General features: G+C 31.3%; 23 protein-coding genes and 2 tRNA genes. 7 read left to right on the top strand and 18 right to left on the bottom strand.

From position 1 onward, the window contains the following. Positions 1 to 4 precede the first annotated feature (4 nt). Positions 5 to 883, top strand: coding sequence for a fructosamine kinase family protein (locus HA141_RS08830; RefSeq protein ID WP_209118899.1), 879 nt, complete (start codon positions 5 to 7; stop codon positions 881 to 883). Positions 884 to 890: 7 nt separating this feature from the next. On the opposite strand, the gene HA141_RS08835 is transcribed toward HA141_RS08830, so the two are convergent. Further along, positions 891 to 1,256 carry a CAAD domain-containing protein gene (locus HA141_RS08835; protein WP_209118901.1) on the bottom strand — a complete coding sequence of 122 codons (366 nt, stop codon included), beginning with the start codon at positions 1,254 to 1,256 and terminating at the stop codon, positions 891 to 893. A gap of 292 nt (positions 1,257 to 1,548) precedes the next feature. Here HA141_RS08835 and HA141_RS08840 point away from each other — a divergent pair, with 292 nt between their 5' ends. Then, positions 1,549 to 2,694: a ThiF family adenylyltransferase gene (locus HA141_RS08840; RefSeq protein ID WP_209118903.1), complete on the top strand. Its 1,146-nt coding sequence runs from the start codon at positions 1,549 to 1,551 to the stop codon at positions 2,692 to 2,694. 15 nt (positions 2,695 to 2,709) lie between these two features. On the opposite strand, the gene HA141_RS08845 is transcribed toward HA141_RS08840, so the two are convergent. Beyond that, positions 2,710 to 3,870, bottom strand: a complete 1,161-nt coding sequence (locus tag HA141_RS08845) for a cob(I)yrinic acid a,c-diamide adenosyltransferase (RefSeq protein WP_209118905.1) — start codon at positions 3,868 to 3,870, stop codon at positions 2,710 to 2,712. A 108-nt stretch (positions 3,871 to 3,978) separates the two neighbouring features. On the opposite strand from HA141_RS08845, the gene larE reads away from it, so the two are divergent. Next, a complete protein-coding gene (larE, locus tag HA141_RS08850; RefSeq protein WP_209118907.1) occupies positions 3,979 to 4,803 on the top strand; it encodes an ATP-dependent sacrificial sulfur transferase LarE in 825 nt (274 codons plus the stop codon). Between the two features lie 10 nt (positions 4,804 to 4,813). Here larE and speD read toward each other — a convergent pair whose 3' ends face one another. Further along, complete coding sequence (gene speD, locus HA141_RS08855) at positions 4,814 to 5,248, bottom strand: adenosylmethionine decarboxylase (protein ID WP_209118909.1); 435 nt, start codon at positions 5,246 to 5,248, stop codon at positions 4,814 to 4,816. Between the two features lie 51 nt (positions 5,249 to 5,299). After that, positions 5,300 to 6,463, bottom strand: a complete 1,164-nt coding sequence (gene recF / locus HA141_RS08860; RefSeq protein WP_348535328.1) for a DNA replication/repair protein RecF — start codon at positions 6,461 to 6,463, stop codon at positions 5,300 to 5,302. Between the two features lie 4 nt (positions 6,464 to 6,467). Here recF and HA141_RS08865 point away from each other — a divergent pair. Next, positions 6,468 to 6,541, top strand: a tRNA-Arg gene (locus HA141_RS08865). Between the two features lie 10 nt (positions 6,542 to 6,551). Here HA141_RS08865 and HA141_RS08870 read toward each other — a convergent pair. The 8 genes from HA141_RS08870 to HA141_RS08905 form a co-directional block, all read right to left on the bottom strand. Further along, a complete protein-coding gene (locus HA141_RS08870) occupies positions 6,552 to 6,998 on the bottom strand; it encodes an N-acetyltransferase (RefSeq protein WP_209118911.1) in 447 nt (148 codons plus the stop codon). 3 nt (positions 6,999 to 7,001) lie between these two features. Further along, the gene (gene ppc, locus HA141_RS08875; RefSeq protein ID WP_209118913.1) at positions 7,002 to 9,968 is read right to left on the bottom strand and encodes a phosphoenolpyruvate carboxylase; all 2,967 of its coding nucleotides are present in this window, start codon (positions 9,966 to 9,968) and stop codon (positions 7,002 to 7,004) included. 49 nt (positions 9,969 to 10,017) lie between these two features. After that, positions 10,018 to 11,136: a glutamate--cysteine ligase gene (gshA, locus tag HA141_RS08880; RefSeq protein WP_209118915.1), complete on the bottom strand. Its 1,119-nt coding sequence runs from the start codon at positions 11,134 to 11,136 to the stop codon at positions 10,018 to 10,020. Beyond that, entirely contained in the window at positions 11,133 to 12,656 is a 1,524-nt protein-coding gene (locus tag HA141_RS08885) for an anthranilate synthase component I family protein (protein WP_209118918.1), read from the bottom strand. The genes gshA and HA141_RS08885 overlap by 4 nt, the downstream gene beginning before the upstream one ends. A gap of 59 nt (positions 12,657 to 12,715) precedes the next feature. Then, positions 12,716 to 13,138 (bottom strand): photosystem I reaction center subunit II PsaD, encoded by a 423-nt coding sequence (locus HA141_RS08890; RefSeq protein ID WP_002807018.1) that lies wholly within the window; start codon positions 13,136 to 13,138, stop codon positions 12,716 to 12,718. 110 nt (positions 13,139 to 13,248) lie between these two features. Continuing rightward, positions 13,249 to 14,613 (bottom strand): sensor histidine kinase, encoded by a 1,365-nt coding sequence (locus tag HA141_RS08895; protein WP_209118920.1) that lies wholly within the window; start codon positions 14,611 to 14,613, stop codon positions 13,249 to 13,251. After that, entirely contained in the window at positions 14,613 to 15,881 is a 1,269-nt protein-coding gene (gene rodA, locus HA141_RS08900) for a rod shape-determining protein RodA (protein ID WP_209118922.1), read from the bottom strand. Before rodA ends, HA141_RS08895 begins: the two co-directional genes overlap by 1 nt. Before the next feature lie 3 nt (positions 15,882 to 15,884). Continuing rightward, positions 15,885 to 16,955: an Mrp/NBP35 family ATP-binding protein gene (locus HA141_RS08905; protein ID WP_209118924.1), complete on the bottom strand. Its 1,071-nt coding sequence runs from the start codon at positions 16,953 to 16,955 to the stop codon at positions 15,885 to 15,887. Between the two features lie 158 nt (positions 16,956 to 17,113). Between HA141_RS08905 and hemF the strand changes: the two genes are divergently transcribed. Beyond that, positions 17,114 to 18,142 (top strand): oxygen-dependent coproporphyrinogen oxidase, encoded by a 1,029-nt coding sequence (gene hemF / locus HA141_RS08910; RefSeq protein WP_209118926.1) that lies wholly within the window; start codon positions 17,114 to 17,116, stop codon positions 18,140 to 18,142. Between the two features lie 27 nt (positions 18,143 to 18,169). Here hemF and HA141_RS08915 read toward each other — a convergent pair whose 3' ends face one another. Continuing rightward, positions 18,170 to 18,727: a cofactor assembly of complex C subunit B gene (locus HA141_RS08915; RefSeq protein ID WP_209118929.1), complete on the bottom strand. Its 558-nt coding sequence runs from the start codon at positions 18,725 to 18,727 to the stop codon at positions 18,170 to 18,172. 162 nt (positions 18,728 to 18,889) lie between these two features. Here HA141_RS08915 and HA141_RS08920 point away from each other — a divergent pair, with 162 nt between their 5' ends. After that, entirely contained in the window at positions 18,890 to 19,525 is a 636-nt protein-coding gene (locus HA141_RS08920; RefSeq protein ID WP_209118931.1) for a ribonuclease D, read from the top strand. Positions 19,526 to 19,528: 3 nt separating this feature from the next. Here HA141_RS08920 and HA141_RS08925 read toward each other — a convergent pair whose 3' ends face one another. Together HA141_RS08925 and HA141_RS08930 are read right to left on the bottom strand one after the other, a co-directional pair. Further along, positions 19,529 to 19,795: a hypothetical protein gene (locus HA141_RS08925; protein ID WP_209118933.1), complete on the bottom strand. Its 267-nt coding sequence runs from the start codon at positions 19,793 to 19,795 to the stop codon at positions 19,529 to 19,531. A gap of 35 nt (positions 19,796 to 19,830) precedes the next feature. Then, positions 19,831 to 21,060, bottom strand: a complete 1,230-nt coding sequence (locus HA141_RS08930) for a lipid-A-disaccharide synthase-related protein (protein WP_245157324.1) — start codon at positions 21,058 to 21,060, stop codon at positions 19,831 to 19,833. A gap of 42 nt (positions 21,061 to 21,102) precedes the next feature. Between HA141_RS08930 and HA141_RS08935 the strand changes: the two genes are divergently transcribed. Beyond that, positions 21,103 to 21,173 (top strand) — tRNA-Cys (locus tag HA141_RS08935). A gap of 213 nt (positions 21,174 to 21,386) precedes the next feature. Here the strand turns inward: HA141_RS08935 and HA141_RS08940 are convergent. The 3 genes from HA141_RS08940 to purM form a co-directional block, all read right to left on the bottom strand. Next, positions 21,387 to 21,554, bottom strand: a complete 168-nt coding sequence (locus HA141_RS08940; RefSeq protein WP_209118935.1) for a hypothetical protein — start codon at positions 21,552 to 21,554, stop codon at positions 21,387 to 21,389. Then, positions 21,541 to 22,185 (bottom strand): histidine phosphotransferase, encoded by a 645-nt coding sequence (locus HA141_RS08945; protein WP_209118937.1) that lies wholly within the window; start codon positions 22,183 to 22,185, stop codon positions 21,541 to 21,543. Before HA141_RS08945 ends, HA141_RS08940 begins: the two co-directional genes overlap by 14 nt. A gap of 133 nt (positions 22,186 to 22,318) precedes the next feature. Further along, positions 22,319 to 23,362, bottom strand: coding sequence for a phosphoribosylformylglycinamidine cyclo-ligase (gene purM / locus HA141_RS08950; RefSeq protein WP_209118939.1), 1,044 nt, complete (start codon positions 23,360 to 23,362; stop codon positions 22,319 to 22,321). Positions 23,363 to 23,374 lie beyond the last annotated feature (12 nt).

Below are 23,374 nucleotides of genomic sequence, written 5' to 3' on the forward strand. Positions count from 1 at the left end.
TAAAATGGAAAAATTATCACCTATTGAAATTAACGAAATTTGTGAAGAATTAGGTGAAACCTATCCAAAAAGTATTGAACAAGTGCATGGTGGTGATATACATAGTTCCTGGCGAATAGAATTCTCAAACAAAAAGTTATTTCTTAAAAAAAACATAAGAAACAAAAAATTTCTTGAATTTGAAAAATATTGTCTTCAAAATTTGAGGAATTATATTAATCAAAAAAATTTAGTTATTCCTGAAGTTATTGCATATAAAAATATAAAAGATATAGAGATTCTATTAATTGAATGGATAGATATGCATAACTCTGACCAAAATAAGCTTGGAAAAGGTTTAGGTGAATTGCACCTAAAATCAGCTGAATCTAATCCCAAAATGTTCGGGTTTCCAGTTGAGGGTTTTATCGGAACAACCGATCAGAAAAAAGGCTTGGAGGATAATTGGATAGATTGTTTTTTAAACTTAAGGATAATACCTCAATTATTAAGTCTTAAATCCCAAATTTTAGATAAAGAAATTATAAATAAAGTTAAAGAAAAAATTAAATCAGAATTACTGAATCACAAACCAATAAATGCTCTAGTTCATGGTGATTTATGGTCAGGCAATGCAGGAATGGACAAAAATGGGAGGGGGGTAATATTTGACCCTGCATCTTGGTGGGCAGATAATGAAGTAGATATAGCTATGACAAGACTATTTGGAGGTTTTAGAAAAGAATTTTATGAAGAATATCATAGAATTTTCCCTCTAAAAAACGGATTTGAAAAAAGAATTATTATTTATAATTTTTATCACATATTGAATCACGCCAATATGTTTGGAGGAGGGTACTTAAAACAAGTACAAGATTACATAAGAGCAATACTAAAGATGTAATATTAAACTAACCTAGATATGTTTTTTTAAGATTTTGAACCTTATCTAAAACAGCTTCACGATTTTCACTGGTACGAAGATTCTGCCAGCTCCATTGACCGACAACAATTACGCCTAGTAGTTCTAGTAAACCTGGGAGAATTGGGAAAAAGTTAATCGTGTCAATGACAACTTTTATTATAATCTGAGCTATTACGACAACAGCGATTATGCCTGCCGCTTTGCCATACTTACCCATCTGAGTCCAATCAACATTGCCAAGGGTTTCGTTGATTTTACCCATAACATCAGAGTATTTCTCTGAAAAGCCTTTGGTTTCTGAGCTTGTATCGGTGCCGGAGTCTTGATTTGACTCTGGAGTGTTATCACTCATGAATTCAGTAAACTTAATATATGAACCAGACAGTATCGGAAAAATCGCCCGTTGACTACCTTTTTGTTGTGCAAAATTCCGAACCGAAACATTTTGTATTTTCTTAGATGCACTGGTGTATATAGTTTTTGAGGATATTTAAACCTAAAATTGCTTTATAAAAACTTCACATTATCATCTTGTTCTAACAAAAACATTAATAAATCCTGGTTATAGGAAAATTTTTAAAGGCTAAAAATTTTTTTTTAATTATTATATTTTCATAGTTTCTTTTGTACTTTAGATAAGTAGTATGCCCAAAGATATCAAATTTAATTACTTAAATACAGATGAAAAGGAAAGATATCAAAAACATTTAAGCCTTAAAGAGATAGGTTATAAGGGCCAAATAAAACTAAAAAACAGCTCTGTACTATGTATTGGAGCAGGTGGACTTGGTTCTTCTGTTTTACTTTATATGGCGGCAGCAGGAATTGGGAAAATTGGAATAGTAGATAATGATCAAGTTGAGAAGTCTAATCTCCAAAGACAGATAATTCACGGAACAAATACTATTGGGAATCTTAAAATTGATTCTGCAAGGGAAAGAATAAAAAAATTTAATCCTAATACTGAATTATTAACATTTGGAGAAAAAATTTATCCTAATAATGCCTTAGAAATAATTAGAGATTTTGATATTATTTGTGATTGTTCTGATAATTTTGGTACTCGATATTTAATAAATGATGCATGTCTGCTACTAAACAAACCTCTTGTCTTTGGAAGCGTACAAGGCTTTGAAGGGCAAGTTAGTGTTTTTAATTTACATAAAAAAAGTCCAAATTTAAGAGACTTGCTTCCAGAATCACCTTCAAAAAATGCTATCCCAAGTTGTGCCGATTTTGGAGTTGTAGGTGTTTCTACAGGTTTAATAGGAATTCTTCAAGTGAATGAAATCATTAAAATCATTTTGAAAAAAGGTGAAATTTTAGATGGTAAAATTTTGATTTTTGATCTGCTGAATATGAATATGAAAAAATTACATTTAAAAAGCGATCAGGTCAATAAGCAAATAAAAAATCTTTCCCAATTTTTAGATTTTTATAATGAGGATGTCTGTTCTGAGAAAGATAATGAAATCAAAAGGATTAACGCTAATGACTTTAATAGCTTGTACAAAACAAAACCTAGCAAAATTCTTTTAATTGATGTTAGGGAATATGAAGAATTTTCTACTTCTGCAATAGAGGGTTCTATATCAATCCCTCTAAGTCTTTTGAACCAATATTCTGACTTTGAATTTATTCAAAAAGAAAGTTTAGTCAAAGAGATTTTTACCATATGTAAATCAGGTAAACGTTCTGAAAAAGCATCAAGAATCCTGTCTAAATTCAAAATTCAATCGAGATCAATTGAGGGTGGAATTGAAAAAGTAAATGAATTATTGAGCAATTAAAACTCTTAAGAAAATTTAGTAATCTACACCTCTTTTCAAATCAACTCCAACATTCGCATAATGCTTATGACAAACCATTTCAGAGTAAACATCGGCAAGTTCAAAGTAGGATGGTTCATTTTTACATCTTCCAGTAATAACAACTTCTGTTTCTGCTGGTTTTCTTAGGAGCGTTTGATATATTGATTCCACTGGTAGCAACTCTAAATCAACAGTCGGGTTCAATTCATCTAAAATTATTGTTTTATACAAACCACTCAAAATAGCAGCTTTAGCAATTTCCCATGCTCTTTCAGCTTCAACATAATCAATTGGTTTTTGCTGACCTCTCCAAACGATCGCATCTCTACCTGAACGCAAATGATCCACCAAATGCGGGTAACTTTCTCTTAATGCTTCTATGGCAGCATCTTCTGTGTAACCGTTTCCACCTTTCAACCACTGCAATATTAAAACTCTATGGCTTTTATCTTGAGATATTCCTTTACCAATAGCTTGAAGAGCCTTGCCAAGTGCACTTGTGGATTTCCCTTTTCCTTCACCCGTATAAATCTCAATTCCACCATTAAATCTTCTTTGCCCTATTCGTTTTGATAAGTCTTCTTTTAAACGTGGTCTCATTTCTGAATGTAGTTGCGATATTCTCACCAAAGAAGTAGGGGCTGCCCTTCCGGTAATAATTATTTCCAGTCCATCAGGCCGATTTTGAAGAGAATCAACTACTTCCTTGATATCAAGCATTCCTAAATCCAAAACTGGATTCAACTCATCAAGTACAACTACAGAATAAAGAGAACTTGCAATTGCCCCTTTAGCAATATTCCAACCTCTTTTAGCCTCACCAATATCAAATTTAGTAACCTGATCAGCATTAAAGAATTCCGATCTTCCTGTCCTTACATGGTCAATTAAGTGTGGAAAGCCTCTCTGCAAGGCCTCTATAGCCGAATCCTCATCGTATTGCCTCTCAGGACCTTTTAAAAATCTGAGAAGAAGGACTCTTGACTGTCTTTTTTCGCATATCCCTAATCCTATTGTCCTTAGCACAACACCCAAAGCAGCTTGACTTTTACCTTTCCCTTCTCCATCATAAATATGCAATTGACCTTTTGACCTCTCTTGACTGTCACTTGCTGTGACTATTCCAATCCCTCTATTTCTATTTGTATTCGTCAATTGAATAACGTGAATAAATTTAATCTAAGATATAGTTAAGATTATTATTAAAAATTTAATAATAAATTCAACCTATTCATAGGTAATCTGAATACTAAAGTAATTAGCATGTTCAATCAACTAGAAATTCTCTCTGATGAACAAAGTGAAAAACTTTATACAATAAGAAGATACATTAAGGATCTTGATAGCGTGTGTATTGCGTATTCAGGAGGAGTCGACAGTACATTAGTAACATCATTAGCATTCGAGCAATTAGGTAGTAAAGCCATTGCAATTACTGGTATTTCTCCTGCATTAGCAAATACACTTCGTGAAGAAGCAAAAAGTCAAGCAAAATGGATCGGAGTAAAGCATTTAGAAATCAAAACATCAGAATTAGACCATCCAAGTTACAGTAAAAATCCCAAAGATAGATGTTTTGCGTGCAAAAAAGAGCTTCATAAACATACAACTTACTTATCAAAAAAACTGAACTACAAGAATGTTTTAGATGGAGTAAATCTTGATGATCTTAAAGATTATAGGCCAGGTATAGAGGCTGCAAAAAAGGCAGGAGTTATTTCTCCTCTTGCAAAATTTCAATTTTCAAAAAAAGATATTCGTGATATATCAAGAGCATTAGGTTTTCCTTGGTGGGACAAACCTGCTCAACCTTGTCTATCATCAAGATTTCCTTATGGTCATGAAATCACTAATGAGAGGCTAAAAATGGTGGAAAAAGCAGAAGAATATCTAAAAGAAGGTGGTTTATCGGATGTCAGAGTTAGATGCCAAGGCTCAACAGCAAGAATAGAAATTCCCCAAGATGAATTAAAACATTTTTTTAATAAATTTAATTTTCATGAATTAGTCCAATATTTTTCAAATTTAGGATTTAATTGCACGAGCCTAGATCTCGAGGGACTAATAAGCGGAAAATTAAATAGATGAAAGTTTCAAGTTAAACAAAAGTTCTCGTCTGTTTAGGGACTTCTACGGGAGGATTACGCTCAATTATACGCAAAGAATGTTCTTCAGCATTCAAAGATTTGATTAAATATTGACTAGCTAGTTCAGGCATCATATTTTGACCACATGTAAAAATATCGACTGCAGAATAGTTAGATTCTGGCCAAGTATGTATTGAAATATGAGATTCCGCGAGTAAAGCAATTGCTGTAACACCTTGAGGTTCAAACTTATTACTTATTAAATTCAAAACTGTAGCATTTGCCAATTTTGAGGCCCTATTTAATGTACAGCGCAAAAAGGATTCATCATTTAATTTTTCGGAATCACATCTATAAAGTTCTAATAAAAGGTGCTTACTTTGATGAATTAATTTATTATCGTCACTAAACGAATGCAAAATTTGATTTTTTTTAGGTACTTCCATTAAAAAAATTTATATAAGTATAAGATTAGCTAAAAATCATCATTTTTAGAATTATAAATAAATCATTTGTGAAGAGCCTATGAAAGATTGATTAAATTTATCTAGATGTGTCGCGCTTATTAAACATTGACTATCTTTGCCGACAGAATTTAGTAACAAATTTTGTCTTGTTATATCTAGTTCCGCTAAAACATCATCTAATATAAGTATTGGAGGAATATTTAATGTTTTAGTTAATAAATCTAGTTCGGCCATCTTTAAAGCCAAGATAAAGGTTCTTTGCTGCCCAGATGAACCATATTTTCTAACTGAACTATTATTAATTAGAAACTCAATATCATCACGGTGTGGACCAAAGCTACATTTCCCAGTCAAAGCTTCCATTGAACGCTGATTTAATAATTGCTCTAATACTTTCTTACGTATAAATTCTTCTTCTTCATCTTCTGGGCTTATATTTTGTATACCTGAAAGGAAATTTATATCTATTTGCTCCTTAGATTTACTTAAGTGATTATGCCAATACTCAACATATGGTTTGATTTTTAATAAAGCTCTTCTTCTACGTCTAAAAATTCTTGTACTTATTATTGACATTTGGATATCAAAACTTTCTACAATGTCATATGATTGGTCATTAAGAGAGCTTTTTGAACGCCAAAAATAACTTCTTTGTTTTAAAAGCCTGTTGAATCTACTTATTAAGTCTAAATATACGGGTTCAAGCTGAACGACAACTTTATCAATCCATGTTCTTCGATAACTTGGTTCACTTCTAACAATATCTATATCATTAGAACAAAAACATACGCTTCGAATATAATTCTTTATTGCACTATGCTTTTTTAAGATTGATTCATTTACATAAATTTTTTTAGGTCCTTTCCGAAACAAATTCAACTTTAAATCATCTTTAAAATCTATTTGCCCCATAACGACAGCCATATCACTATCATTTTCTATTAAATCTTTATCACTTAATGCTCTATTAGATTTTAATTGACTTAAAAATTCAACCGATTCAAGTAAATTTGACTTGCCAATACCATTGCAGCCAAGAACTATAGCTCTTTGCTCTTTTAGATCAATTTCAAAACTTTTATGGTTCCGAAAATTTTTAATTTTTAAGTTATTTAAAAAAATTTTCTTAATGCATTCATTAATTAACCTAGCTAAATTAAAAGTATTTAGATTTTCTTTAAAGAAATTGAAAATTAAAGGGCATGTAGCTCAGTTGGATAGAGCATCAGATTCCGGTTCTGATAGTCGGGGGTTCGAATCCCTCCATGCCCGTAACATAATTTTAAAGTTTATATCCCATTACTCTTATGCCATTGGGATCTAGTATAAATCCATTTTCTTCTAAACTAATTAATGAAGAAACAGGAGCCTGGACAGAAATACTACATCCAGGCATTTCTCTATTTATTTTCTCAAGAGTGAGTTGAAGCAATACTGCATAAAAAAGTTTCTGGTTATTTCCTGTTAATGCACTTAAATTCCATAAGTTAGCATTCAATCCTCTGTCTGATGTAACCCTTACGAAGCCATATAATTTATTTTTTAATTCATTTTGTATGGTGAAGAAGAAATTGCTTTTCTGAATAGCCTCAGACAGTGGTTTTATTGGGAATGTCTCACAACCACAATTAACTAAAAGTTTGTTAACTTCCTTAGCTAATGGGATCTTAGAAGAGTTAACAAAATAACCTTCAGGAAGAATAAGTTTTTTTTTAGAAAAATATTGCAATTATCAACCTGTATTTCTCATGCCAGCTGCAATTCCATTAATAGTTAAGAGTGCCCCTCTTAATAGTTCACTTCTACTATAAGCTCTTCTAGATTCATCTTTTTCAAAAAATTCGCTAATTGGGGGTTGTCTTGTTTGGTCTCTAAGTCTTCTTAAAAGTGAAACCTGCAAAAATCCTAGAGGGATGATTGTCTTATTTCTCAAATTTACTGATGATTTTAAGTCTCTATCAGATTCTAGAAGCTTATTTTTACCAGTTATTTCAAGAATTAAAGATTTTGTTAGATTATATTCTTTAGATATTACTTCAAAAATAATATCGAATGACTCTCTATTTTCTTTACTACCAAGAGTATCAACATAATATTTGGCAACTTCTAAATCTACTTTGGATAATGTCATTTCTACCTTAGATATGAGCATCCTAAAAAATGGCCATCTTTGATGCAAAACTCGTAATAATTCAATTTGTTTAGGATCTAAATTTAATTCAGATGATAAAGCAGTACCCACTCCAAACCAACTAGGCAATAGAAATCTACTTTGTGTCCAACCAAATACCCAAGGAATAGCTCTTAAACTTGACAAATCTTTTGCGCCTTTTTTTCTTCTCGCAGGTCTACTAGATATTTGTAATTTACTTATTTCTTCAATTGGAGTTACCTCTTGAAAAAAATCTAACAAATCAGGATTTTCATGCACTAATTTTCTGTAGTGGGACCTTGATGTTTCTGCTAGTCTAGACATTAATTGATTCCATTCTGGAGTATCATCAAGCCTGTTATTTACTAGACTATTTTGAATAACAGCTGTAGTAACCGTTTCGAGATTATATAAAGCCAATTCAGGAAGACTATATTTTGAAGCTAAAACCTCACCTTGTTCTGTTATTTTTATTCGCCCTTTTAAAGTACCACTTGGTTGAGCCAATATTGCCTGATAAGCTGGTCCTCCCCCTCGACCTACAGATCCGCCTCTTCCATGAAAAAGCCTTAGCAATAGATTATTTTTATTTGCAAGATTTTGCAGAGCTATTTGTGCTCTATGAATTTCCCAATTACTTGAAACAAACCCTGAATCTTTATTACTATCAGAATACCCAAGCATTAATTCTTGAAGGGGTTTAAAAGATTCTCCAACTTTTGGCAATAATGATTTATAGAAATCTAATTTAAATAACTTTTCCATTACTTCTGGAGCTCTTTTCAGATCTTCAACAGTTTCAAAAAGAGGAACGACTAGTAGTTTTGACTTTTGAGGATTTTGATCTAGAAGTCCCATTTCTTTTGCCAACAATAAAACTTCCAGCAAGTCAGATGCACTATGACTCATTGAAATTACATAAGAATGACAAATACGACTGCCAAATTCTTGCTGCAGTCTCTTAACCATTTTAAAAACTGAAAAGGTTTCTTCTGTAGTTTTTGTCCAGTTAACATCAGAGGGGATTAAAGGCCTTTTTGTATTTAATTCTTCTATAAGCCATTTAACTTTCTCTTCTTCAGACATTTGATTGTATTGCAAAGATAAATCGAGATAATTTGTAAGCTCCTCTATTGCCTCGCTGTGCCTTGTACTTTCTTGACGAATATCTAAACTTGCTAAAGAAAATCCAAAAATATGAACCTGAGTAAGTAGATTATTAACCGCTTCGCAAGTTAGATCTGTACTAATAAGGCTATTTTTAATCAGTTCTAAATCATAAGTAAATTCATTAACTGATTTGTAATATAAGTTTTCAACTTTTTCTATATTTTTAGTATCTATTTCCCCCTCTAAGTCAAATTTCCAGCCACTATCAGCTAGTAAATTGTTTCTTTCTTGTGTTAATCTTAATTTTTCTAAAATATAACTTAATTTCAATCTATAAGGTTCTGATCTATACCTTGTAGCCCTAGCTTCATAGATTTCTGGGAACTTAACTCTATCTGTTTCTAATGATTCTAAGAGAGAGGAACTAACTTGGCTCCATTGCATAGATACACTTAGTTGATCTCTAAGATTAGAAATTGCAATAATATATCTCTCCAACATTAACTGCCTTTGGTAGCAAGCAGTTCTCCATGTTATGTCAGGAGTAACCGATGGATTACCATCTCTGTCGGAGCCAACCCAAGAACCAAAGTTGCAAAAAGATTCAGATGGCATCTGAACATCTGGATAATTTTCGGTAAGTGCTTCAAAAATTCTGCCTCTTAATTGGGGCATTGCATTAAATAAAACTTGCTGAAAATAATGCAAGGCATAATCTACTTCGTCTAAAACTGAAGGTTTAAATTGATGTAATTCGTCTGTTCTCCACCAAAGTCTTACTTCCTCCTTTAATTGAGTCTTTAAAGAGTTTTTTTCTTCTTTTGTTAAAAACTGCTCAACCTGTATTTTTTTTAACAAATTTGCCACTCTGGTTTGTTTATGTCTAATCGTATGTCTTACTATCTCGGTTGGATGAGCAGTAAAAACTAAACGAATGTCTATTTCCTGTAATAACTCCTCTAATTTTCCAGGAGGTACATTTAATTTTCTCAGTCTATAAAATAATTCTCTAAATGTTACTGGGGCATTTTGTCTAGCTAATGCTGGGGCAAAAGGATCAAGATTGTCGGGAGATTTTTGAACATTCTTATTGGTAAAGCTTTGAATATATCTATCTTCCTCAACTCTTTGTTCCAAAATATTGACTAGTTGAAAATATAATGAAAAAGCTCTAGCTGCTGCTATTGATTCTGCCAAATCCATGGAATTTACAATATCAACTATCTCTTTTTTAAAAGTTTTTGAAGTATCGTCATCAATTTGTTTTGAAGAACTTAATTCTTTAAGTTGAATTAATCTCTCTGCTTGCTCATTAGGGCATTCTTCTCGAAGCACAGATTCCCATAAATCTTCTATTAGGGGGCGATTTTTATCAAGTGGATCATTATTACTTATAAGATCCATTTTATTATTTTCCTTCTGTTTAAAAGATTCCATATGTTTATTATGTCACAAGTAAAATTGTTCAGATAAAATGTTTATTTAATCAAATACTCTCTTCTTCATTTCTGATCATATCATCAATAGTAATTTTCATGATTTGCTCAATAGAAAGGCCTTGTTTATATTGATTGATCCATTTCATAGATTGATTACCTTCTTCAAGCACTTTATAGATGGGTTGCAAAAGATGTTTCATATTAAATTTTTCTGCTGTAGAGGACAAATCTGATAATAAGTTTTGAATCCATTCTCTACAAATTATTTTTTTACCATCTTGCCAGCAAATTAACTCTGCATTCAAACTATCTCTAGCAGCATTAATTTCATTTTGGTCACATATTTCTGATAATTTATCAGTAGAAAAAATACTTGCTGTCATAGGATCTAAAGTGTTTATATTTTCAAAAAGATCTAAAATCCTGAGTTCTAGCATTGCCGTTATCCCCAATAACAAATTAATATCATGAACGAAATCACAAATTCTTAATTCCAAACGATCAATAATTAAAGGCCTTTGAGGACCATTTGGTCTAATTGAAGACCAAAAATGCCTGATATTTTGCATATTTTTATTAGCTATATTTTCCTCGATCCAATCGATATAAGAATTATGATTTACAAAAAAAGGAACTTTACTTGGTGTTTTTGGAAACTGAATCCATCTCTGAGAGTGATTTTCCGTAATTTTATTATTTAAAAAAGGTGAGCTAGCACTTATGGATAGATACAAAGCAGCCTCAGACCTTATAAGTCTAATAGCAGCAAAAAGTTTATCTAAGTCATCTATTCCTATATTTATGTGGACACTGGAAGTTGCAATAGAAATCCCATAGTTATCTTGTATAAATTGATGATAAACATTATCAATTTCTGATCTTTGAAATTGAATATCGTGTTTAAAGCAAAGTGTAGATGAAGGAATGATCGTTAAATTTTTAGCATTTAGCCACTTTCTTAACTTTCTTCTTGGATTTATTAATTTCTCATATAAAAAATTGTAGTCTTTTTCAGGTGTTGTTATATATTCAACGTTTCTATTATCTGGCTCTTTAACAAAATCAAGAAATTTTTTCTCAATTTCAGCAGAAACACCAATATGAGAATTTACAGAACCCGTGAAAAGTTCTACCTCAAAACCCTTATAAAGATTATTTTGACTCATTTATTTTCCAAACATGCTAATGCTTGTAGTATCCCCTTTGCTTTATTTATCGTCTCTTGATATTCATTTTCAGGATAAGAATCAGCAACTATTCCAGCCCCTGCTTGCACTGAAACATCATATTTCCCATCTCTTGAGGGTTTAACTACCATAGTTCTTATAGTAATTGCCGTATTTAATGCACCATTAATATCAATAGATCCGTAAACACCAGCATAAGGTCCTCTAGCATCTTTTTCAAAGTCTTTAATTAATTGCATAGCTCTTATTTTTGGTGCACCAGTTACTGTGCCAGCGGGAAAAGATGCTTTTAACAAATCCCATACATCAGCATTGTTTTTTAAGATTCCCTCAACTTCACTAACTATATGCATAACATGTGAATATCTCTCAATAACCATTAAATCCTTGACCTTTACAGTACCAATTTCACAAACTCTGCCAAGATCATTTCTCCCAAGATCTATTAGCATTACATGCTCAGCTATCTCTTTTGGATCTTTTAGTAAATCCTTTTCTAATTCCAAGTCTTGTTGATTATCAATACCTCTAGGTCTTGTGCCAGCTATTGGTCTTAAGCTTGCAACAATCTGACTATTTTTATTTTTTTCAGCTTTAACCATTACTTCAGGACTTGAACCTATCAGATACCAAGAGCCAAAATCAAAAAATGACATGTATGGAGATGGATTAACCATCCTCAAACTTCGATATAAATTAAAGGGATCATTATTGACTTTAGTTTCGAATCTTTGACTTATAACTATTTGGAAGATATCCCCCTTTCTTATGTATTCTTTTGCAGAGATAACTGCATCCTCAAAATCTTTTTTCTTCCAATTGCTTTCTAAATCTAAATTCATATTCTTATTTTCATTCCAATCTAAAAACTCATTTTCTTTTAGAGGAACTCTCATTAAATTTCTAGTTTTCTCAATTTTTGAAATTGAGTTTAAATATAATTCTTCGGTCGAGGACTCTTTTGAAAAATCAGTATCTGCATAAACCACCGCAGTAATACATCTTTTTATTTGATCAAAAATAACTAACTGATCAAAAAACATCCAGGATCCATAGGGAATATTACTTCCTTCGATTTTATTTATTGGAACGCTTGGTTCTATTCGATTTATTAATTCATAACCCCAAGAGCCATATAACTGTCCAATTGATGGCAAGTCATCAAGCATGGTTGACTTATATTCCTTTGTCCAACTTTTTAAGATATCAAAAGGATCACCTCTATGTGTTTCAGTTTTGCCATTATTCCAAGTTCTAACTATTTCTTCTCCATAACAGACGGCTTCCCAAAGAGGTTTGGTAGCAACAATACTCCACCTACCCAAACTTTCCCCACCTTCAACAGATTCAAGAAAAACACCATGGGAATCTTTTGAGGATAATTTTAACCAAGTCGATAATGGAGTCTCTAAATCTGCTGGCCAAGTTTGAGTAATAGGTATAAAATTTTTACCTTCTTTGTAAGCTTTTAAAAAATTATTTTTCTGTGAGCTGATCATACTAATAGTGTCAACCCAAATTATAATTATTTTCTTCTTTTATATCAACTTTAAGGAAGTTAATCAAAAGTATTCTTAGTTGTAAATTTCAAACCAGCTGGATTAGGATTCTCACCTATTCTTCTAGGATTATGTCCAACTTTCTCTCTTCCTTCATTTACTTTTTCAGAGAAAACACCATCTTTTGGATGTAAAAATTCAATATCGCCACCTGGGAAAATTCGGTAAATTTTAAAGTCTTCAATTCTTGGTTTAAAGGCTCTTAATTGTGTCCCTAACGCAAGGCATTGTTCTTTTCTTGCAAAGTACATTAAATTATCACCTTCATGCATAATTGCAGCTCCCCCAGTGGGCAATTCAAATGCTTGTTCCTTTGAACTTTTCCATACAATTGCATATTTTTCTTCGGTTTCTGCTGAGTTTAATAAACCCCCAGTACTTCCTATATGCTTTGGAAATTGACCAACTAAAGTTTCAGTCATCCTAGATTTTGAGTTATTTCTAATAAGAAATTAGCATTCATATTTTGCAAAATTCCAAATTTATAGTAAATTTTCTACATTATTTAATATATGGAAAACTTATTTTCATTTTATTTTGAATCTGAAATCGGAAAAAATACTGTCAAACCTGTATCACGTCTTTGTGTGACATGCCCTCCTAAACTAGCTAACAACTTTTGTGTGGCATTTTGACTGAGTTGTAAACTTCCAGTTTGAGGGTTCCAATTTAAAACAGGACCAATATCAGAACCGTTATCTTTTTTTTGAATTTCTTTTTGATTATTATCTAATTTTTGTACCTTTAATTGAAGTTTAAGTTTTTGACCAGCGGGTCTTAATTCTAAAATCAATGTACTACCTTCTTTTAATCCTCTAGTATTTTTATCAATTAATCCTCTTAACATTAATTCTAATTTTTCAGAATCACTCATAATTTCTGGAAGTTGATTGGGGATATCAATCTTAAGAGAAATCCCGCGTCGATTTAATTGTTCATTCCATAAAGGTGCAAGCTTTTTAAAAATTTCGGCTAAATTAATTTTTGCCAAATTATTTAATGACGGAACTTCATTACTAACTAATTCTGCTGCATCAAAGATTAAACCAAACCTATCAATTTGTTCATTACATTCACTTTCTATTTGAATTAAACGATTTTTCATTGATTGGTCCATCTTATATTTTTTTAAAGTAGAACTTATTAGGGTTCTTATTGTTGCCAAAGGCGTTCTTACTTCATGAGATATTGCACGTAATAATTTTGCTTCAGTTATTTGTTCATTTTTTCTATCATTTTTACCAGAATTAAGAATATTGTGATTTGGCGTAATAGTTGCTAATTTTGCCGACAATATTGGCCAAAATAATTTTTCAAATTGATTATTAATATTAAGGTTTCCTAAATTATTAATTGCATTACGAAATTTTACTCCTTCCTCAAAATTTTCTTGATTTAATTTTGCATGCATTAATTCAATTGATAGTTTTAGACTTTCTTCATCACACTTCATTAGTAAAATTTTCTTATCTTTTTCTCCTACAATCGATAATATACACTGAAAATTTGGGGTGATTATCATCAAAAAAGGTTCAAAACCATCTTCTTGACTAAGATTTAAGACTTTATAGTTACTAACTAAATCGAAATCTTTTTTTATCTTTTCTGAATTGTTTACTGGTAAAAAACCTGCATTCTCATTTTGAAAGTATGGAAAGCCCTCAGGAGACCAAAGCCATCCATGAAGTTTATTTAAAAATTTTTTATCATTAAAAGCTGGCAAAGGGGAGGCAACCCAAATCCCCCCATGTTTATAATTCTGAGATAAGAAATCTTTTTGAATAATTTCTAAAGAAGCCCACCACATTCTTCTAGATGTATCATCATCCACATATGTAGTTTGAACTTCTTCAAGCAAAAGGTCTTGAATTTTTTTTATAGTTGTTTGTGATTTCATCAACTTCTTAATGATCTAGAACGTTTCAATATAGATAAAACAAATCCAATTGATATAAAATTCGTAACCAATGAAGTTCGACCATAGCTCATAAAAGGAAGAGGAATTCCAGTAACTGGTCCTAACCCAATAGTCATAAATAAATTAATAATTATTTGGAATAAAAAAGTTGAGGCTATTCCAATAACAATTAGAGATTCAAAGTTAGTCCTAGCATTTGTTGCAGTATTAATAAGATTTTTAATCAAAAAAAAGAACAAGAATAGAACTATTATGCACCCAACAAAACCCAATTCTTCTCCTAAAGCGCTGAATATAAAATCAGTATGTTGTTCTGGTATAAATTGCAAATTAGTCAGCTTACCTCTTAGCAAACCAGTACCAAATAATCCTCCAGAACCAATTGCAATTTGACTCTGAATCAAATGATATCCGCCACCTAATGGATCTCTATTTGGATCTAAAAATAAAACTAATCTATCTTTTTGGTATTCTTTTAAGCCATATTCCCATAAAAATGGTGTCAATTTTGCCACTAATAAATGAAACGAAATAGCCAGAGCAGAAAAAATAATTTTCTTTCTCGAAGATCTATAAGCAAGATACCCTATAACTGGAATCCAGAAAATAAGAAGAGTTGGTAAGGTTAAATATAATATAGAAGTGAAAATACAAAACATTAATATCAAAATCCACTCTATGGGCATTTGTGACCAATAAAGCATCACACTTGTCAAAACTAGTAAAACTAAAGAGGTACCTAAGTCAGGTTGAAAGAAAATTAATAACCAAGGAATTATTACTACTAAGAGAGGCAATATTAAATCTCTTGTTGTTAAGACTAATTTTTTGTCGAGTACTAAAGCGAGAGTTAATACAGTACTTAGTTTAGCTACTTCTGAAGGCTGAAAAGAAAAGATACCCAAGTTTAGCCATCTTTGAGCTCCAGAAACTGAGATCCCAAAAAAATAAATTAGTAATAAGGATACTAAAGTAAACAAATAGAATGGAACTAAATATTTTCTAATTCTCTCTAAAGGTATATAAGAAATAAAAAATGCTAAAAAATAACCTAGAAAACCAGTAAGGATATGACTTAAATAATTCGATACAATTAAACTTTCCTGAACACTTTTTATTAATAAACCTGAAACAATAACTAAAAACAAAGGAATTAAAAGTAGTGGAGAAAATAATAAACCTCTATTAAAGTTGTCTTTTTTTGATAAAAATCCTCTCTTATTTAATAAAGAAATTCTCCTAAACATCAATTATCTATTAACAAATTGATTCTTAATTAATTTAGCTAAATTACCAAATGCAATAGAACTTTCTCTATTAGGCTGGCTTATTGAGATTGGCACACCTTTATTACTTTCATCAACGAGAGGAATTTCAATAGGAATTTGGGCTAATAATGGTAAATCATTTTCTTTAGCTAATGTTTGTCCACCACCTTTACCAAAAATTTCATATTTTTTACTTGGCATATCCGGCGGAATAAATACTGACATGTTTTCTACAATTCCTAGTAAAGGCACTCCGAGTTGTTTGAACATTGCTAACCCCCTCCTTGCATCTTGCAAAGATACTTGTTGAGGAGTAGTTACAACAATAGCTCCAGAAATAGGAACAGATTGAGAAAGGGATATTTGTGCATCTCCTGTGCCTGGAGGCAAATCAATAACCAAAAAATCAAGATTATTCCATTCAACTTGGTACAAAAATTGTCGAATAATACTATTAAGCATTGGTCCTCTCCATATAACTGGCTGACCTTCTTCTATGAGGAAACCCATTGATACCAATGAAATTCCATATTTATTTATTGGAATCAACCTTTGATCACTGCCACTACCTTCTGTAACCTTTGGATTCTGTTCTGCAACTCCCATCATTGAGGGAGTATTAGGTCCATATATATCCGAATCCAACAAACCAGTTTTTAAGCCTAATTTAGCTAGAGAACAAGCTAGATTAACTGCAATGGTACTCTTTCCCACTCCACCTTTACCACTGCTAACAGCTATTATGTGTCGAATTCCGTCTATTTTCTGTAACTCAGTAACATTACTTTGAGTTTTAGATTCTGTTTTAGAAGGATTATTATCTATCTCTATTTGAACATCATCAATATCGTCAAAATCAAGTAATAGTTTTCTAACCTCTTGCACAATTCTATCTCTCTGAGAAATCGCAAATGATGGTAATGATAATGTTACGATTACTCTCGGTATAGATACTCTTACATTTTTGATCCAAGCTAATTCAATAACATTTTTCTGTGATCCAGCATCTAAAACTTTTTGTAAAGCAAAATTCGCATCTTCTATTGTGGTCATTAAATTTTTAAATATTTTGACTAGATAGTCGACTGTTTAAAAGATTAAGAACTATGTCGAACTATCAAATAATAGGCAATAAGGACCCCCTAAGAGAAATTATAAAGGGAAACTTATAATTAACCAAAAAAATTTTTTCTTCAATATTTACTAAATACATGTTCAGAGAACCTCCTAAAAACTCGAGAGAGAAAACTAAAAATCTCTTATTAACTCTACAAGACAAAATTTGTTCAGGACTTGAAAATATTGATGGCAAAGGGAAATTTATAGAAGAATCCTGGCTAAGAGAGGAAGGTGGCGGTGGAAGATCAAGAGTATTGAAAAATGGTTCTATTTTTGAGCAAGCAGGAGTAAATTTCTCTGAAGTACAGGGAAAAGAATTACCTCAATCTATAATCTCTCAAAGGCCTGAAGCAAAAGGTCATAAATGGTTTGCTACGGGAACTTCTATGGTTTTGCATCCTAAGAATCCCTATATTCCAACAGTTCATCTGAATTATCGATATTTCGAAGCTGGTCCTGTTTGGTGGTTTGGAGGGGGTGCAGATTTGACCCCTTTTTATCCTTATCTTTCTGACGTGAGAAATTTTCATAACGAGCATAAAAAAGCTTGTGAGAAAGTTGATAAAGATTTGCATAAAGTTTTCAAACCCTGGTGTGATGAATATTTCTTTTTGAAGCATAGAAATGAATCTAGAGGCATAGGAGGTATTTTTTATGATTATCAAGATGGTTCAGGCAATATTTATAGAGGAAATAATCCAAATGGAGAGGCATCAAGAGCTTCACAAAATATCGGCGAATCTAATTTAAATTGGGAAAATTTGTTTTCTTTAGCAGAAAACTGTGGGCAGGCATTCCTCCCTTCATATTTACCAATTATTGAAAAAAGAGCTAATCAAAAATATACATCCAAAGAAAGAGAATTCCAGCTATATCGCAGAGGTAGATATGTAGAATTCAATTTAGTTTGGGATAGAGGGACAATTTTTGGACTTCAAACAAACGGCAGGACCGAATCTATATTAATGTCCTTACCGCCTCTAGCTAGATGGGAATATGGGTATAAAGCTAAAAAAGGTTCTCGAGAAGAATTTCTCACATCAATTTTTACAAAACCCCAAGATTGGTTAAATGATAAAGATTTAGAGAAATTCTGTATTGAGAATAATATCTTTGATTAAAAATTATCGATAAAATTTTTATAGTATTTAAATAGGTGTTTTAAATAAAGAACCGTCACTTTTTAATTGAAGTTTTTCTCCAAGTTCATTTTCTAAAGAGATTAATTCATCTCTATGCGCTCTTAATCTCATAAAAGTTGAATCATTATCATTTTCATTGATTAACCTTAATTCAAATTTCTCCTCTCTTGCTGATTTTTTAAAATAAACAATGCCAGACAAAGGTCCCCCAATTAATCCTAAAAGAATTGGCCACCAACCTAATTCAGGATATATTTGAATAATTACTAATCCCAAAGCACAAGAACCAAAACCGCCAAGAAAACCTAAAAAAATTGCTAAAAATTTACTAGAAACGACTTGTCCCTTGAATATTAAAATTCTTTGTTCAAAATCTCCTCCCGCTTGCTTCCATCCCCTCAAATTAAGCCATTCACATAAACCATTTAAGACCTTTACTGGCTGCTGAGAAGATGAAATCTCAACGACAGTAGTTCTATCTTTACTAGAAGCCCTAAGAAAAAAAAATAATCCTATGGCCAAAAGAATTGTCAGCAATAACGTTGAATTTAAGGAATAGGACATTAAATAAATTTTTCTAGTAACTCGAGTATAAAAATTAAAATTACATCATAATATAATTTTTTAGATTTATTCTGTAAAATAGTCTCATGAGATCAAAATTCTTAATTAAATAAAATCACAAGTAATATTCTAAATCCTAAACTACTTTAAATTCCTATTAAAATGACATCTGAAAATAAAAATATTGATCTTCTGTATAGCGATTTAACTGAAGATTTGTACAATCTTTATAAAAATTCGTCTTACCTAGCTATTGATACTGAAGCAATGGGTTTAATTCATGGAAGAGATAGACTCTGTTTAGTACAAATATGTGATGAATTCAAAAGAACATCCTGTATAAAAATCGAACTTAATACATTTTCTTCACCTAATTTAAAAGCACTTCTTGAAGATGACAAAATTACTAAAATCTTTCACTATGCAAGATTTGATATAGCAGCTCTAAAATGTAATCTTGAAATTAATACAAAAAATATCTTTTGTACAAAAATTGCTAGTAAATTGGCAAGAACTTATACAAATAAGCACGGTTTAAAAGATTTAATTAATGAATTGTTAGGTATAGAATTAGACAAAAGCGCACAAAGCAGTGATTGGGGTAGCAACGAAGATTTAACAAAAGATCAATTAGATTATGCAGCAAATGATGTTAGATATTTAATTGAAGCTATGCATAAATTAAAAGTTATATTAAAGAGAGAAAATAGATATGAATTAGCTCAAAAATGTTTCGAAACAGTTCCTGTACATGCTGATTTAGACATACTAAAATTCTCAAATATTTTTGAACATTAAGAATCAATCTTCAGTAAAAAAATTATCCTCACCATCAATAGTCTCCATAAGCTTATCAAGTATTCTTGAGGAACTTAATTTATCTCCATCATTTTTTTCACAAATTTCTAAGACTTTTTGAGCAACTTGTATTTTTTCTTGAATAGTTTTCGAACCTTCTTTTGCAATTTGTATTTCTACTTTCTTCTTAGCAGAAGATAAGCTTATACTCATAATTTTTGCAATCTCTGCGCAAATTTTTAGATATTGCCGATCATTTATTGGATACATGAAAGAATTAATAATTAATACGCTAGTGCCATTTACTAAGATAACAAATGAAGGTTTATATAATCTACGATTTTCTTACTTGCTCCGGATTCCCCCATTCTTTTTTTTCCAATTTTTGCTTGTTCTAACCTAATAACTTTTTCTGACAAAAGTAAACTTAAACGCTTTAAAAGAATTGTTTTGTTCTTGCATACTGAAACACTACCTCCCAATAATCTCGATTGCCTTTTTGCAAATGATTTTGTAAATTGTGGTCCAGATCCAGGTAGAGACAGAGATGGAATTCCAAGGCCAGCAATTTGCTCTGTAGCAGTTCCTGCATTACACAAGCCAACTTCAGCCATATTGGCCCATAAATTGAATTTACCCTTTCCAATTACTACATATTGATCTTTCCTTTTCCATACTGAATCTTCTCCAATTAAAAATTGAAGTTTACTCTGTTTTATAAAACTATATTTATTTAAATAACTTTGAATTTGAATCACATTTGCATTAGTGCTCAAAGGCAAAAGTATTATCAAATCCTTTGAAAAATCGAAGTCTTTCAAACAATTAAGAAAATTATCAAGATTTTTAAGAGCTTCAGGGTATCTACTTCCAACCAATAAAATAATCCTATTAAAAGAAACAATATTTGATATCTTCTCATTTGTAGCATTAACAAAATCCATCATTGGATTACCCAAGTATTTTGCATTAATATTTTTTCTATTCAAATTATTAGCTGTGATTTTATCTCTCACAATTAAATTTTTACATCTTGGAGATTTCATTAAAAACATTTCCCATGGATCCCATTCAGAGCCTTTCAAGTTATGATAAAAATCGCTCAAAGACCAACTTGGGCCACTACTCCAAGTATGGTCACTTTTGGGAGTTCCAATAAAACTAAATTCGCATCCTGAACTCCATGCGTAAAGCAATGGTAGAAAATCTCCTACTGCAATAATTTTGCAGTTTTGTTTTGACTTTTGTTTTACAATTAAAAAATTTCTTAAATTATCAATTAAAAATCCTGCAAACAAATCAAGCAAAAATCCCTTTAGGCTTTGATTACTAAAACCTCCACTAGGCAACTCTTTTAAATATCCTATTTTACGAAATTTGTTTGATTTTATTGAATTAAATACATCTCCATTACCTACTAAAGGCATAACTTCAATTTTTTTATTTTTTATCTTTTTTAGTAATCTTTTTATTATTTCTGATGCGATTACATCCTCTCCATGGCCATTACATATAAATAACAGAGAATGAGTCATCTTACTGTTAAGATCATAAAAAGACTTAATTGAATCTTTTTCGGCGGCATGGCCAAGTGGTAAGGCAGAGGATTGCAAATCCTTTATCCCCAGTTCGAATCTGGGTGCCGCCTTCGTTAATTTTTCTACGCATTTAATTATGAAATGTTCGAAGAACTTCAATTTCAAATAAAGGCTAGAAAGTTTCAATTACTTATTGATATATAGAAAAATAATCTTTTCTTTATTATTGATAAATAATACCTTATATGTTTCATTAATAAATACTATCAGATGGATTTATTAATTATTTTCATCAGATTACTTAAATAAGCATTTGAATTATTTTAATAATCATTATCTGCTACACACATTCCTAAACATCTAACTCCATTTGATGCAGTCCTTTTGCAATGATTACATAAAATAGGATCTTTCTCTGAAGAAAGATTGATTTTTGAATTATTTTTATCCTTAAAACTTATCAACTCTTGTGTTGAATCAATTAGAGCCATTCTTGGAATCATTACTTGAATCGATACTAACAACAAGCGAAGCATTTGTGTTGGCAGAGGGTATATCCATGATTTTTACAGTTTCTTTAGGCTCATCAATAACTTGATTTTCATCAGTACTATCATCAACAGCACATGCTTCAAGAGCCTCTCGCAGTAGTGAATCAAAGGTTGCTCCAGGCAATCTATGTCTGGCAACCTCAAGAAAAGTTCTAGGTAAAGATTCAGATGCTGCATCTCTTAAAGCAGGATTATTCTTTCTATGTTCTTGTTCTTCTTCTATTGATTTAATAAACCGCAATGTGACATCTCTTTTGGTAGAGGCTTTTATCAGGGTATCGTTTTCAGGATTATTAACATTAGGCTCATTTTCAAGATCACTAAGCCTTTTTTCCAAACTATTTAAAACTTCATTAGCTTCTTTACTAATATGAGCTAATTGACCATCGGACAAATTAGGTAAATCAGCCACAAATACTTTACCATGATCTCTTAATGTCAAAAAAGTAGGTCTTGGGCCTTGAGCCTGTCTACCACTAAATTCGGAATTATTACCTATCGGTCTTTTTGGTGGTGTTGGACCAGCTGAACTACGTCTACGTGTAATTCTTTGATTATTTGCAAAGGGCATTGAATAAAAGGTTAAATCTTAATACTTAAACTTCCGATATAATTCGGCGGTAATTTTATTATATTACACGTAACTTTTTCATTTTGGTACAAAAAATAATTTTTAAAACTCATTATAAAAAAGATAAAAAAATTTAAATTAAAATTTCCGGCAGAAATTTACTAATAGCTGAATCGTTTTTTCTCATTATCTTTCCAATCTCCCAACTATCTATGTCATGATCTTTACAGATATTTAATATCTCATCCTTAAATTGTTTGTCAATAACTAAACAAAATCCGACTCCAAGATTGAAGGTATTCCAAAAATCTTTTTCAGGAATTGTTCCTTTCTCTTTTAGGAAGTTAAATAAAGTTGGTATTTCCCAAGAATTAGTATTGATATAAGGAATGAAATCAGAAGGTATACATCTTGGTAGATTCTCTGGAATTCCTCCACCAGTAATATGAGACATTGCTTTAATTTCTATATTTTCAGATAACATTTGGTTAATCACATTATTGTAAATTTTTGTAGGTTTCAATAATTCATCATAAAAATTTAAATGATAAACTTTTTCAAATTCTTTATCTATTTGATTATTGTTTTGAATTATTTTTCTTACTAAACTAAACCCATTACTATGCACTCCATTACTTTTTAAAGCAATTATTAAATCATTTTCAGATACTTTTTTACCATTAATAAGATTATCCTCATCAACTATTCCTACACAAAATCCTGCAAGATCATACTTATTTTTTGAATAAAATCCTGGCATTTCAGCAGTTTCCCCACCGAGTAATGAACAGTTATTTTCTCCGCAGCCATGAGAAATTCCCTGAACAACCCTCAATAATTGTTTCTTATCAAGCTTACCAGTAGCAATATAATCAAGAAAAAATAAAGGTTTTGCCCCGCTAGTAATAATATCATTCATGCACATAGCAACCAAATCAATACCAACCTCAAAGTGAAAGTTTTTACTTTGGGCTAATTCTAATTTTGTTCCAACGCCATCAGTTCCTGAAACAAGAACTGGTTTTTTAAAATTATTGATAGGAATTCTAAACAACCCTCCAAACCCACCGATACCCTCAATCACATTAGATGTGTGAGTCTCTTCAACTGCCTGTTTAATTTGGGAAACAAATTCTCGCCCAGCTTCTATATCAACACCTGATGTTTTGTAATCCATGAAATAAAAATG

It is taken from the genome of Prochlorococcus marinus XMU1402 (assembly GCF_017696205.1).
Lineage (GTDB): Bacteria > Cyanobacteriota > Cyanobacteriia > PCC-6307 > Cyanobiaceae > Prochlorococcus_A > Prochlorococcus_A marinus_AC.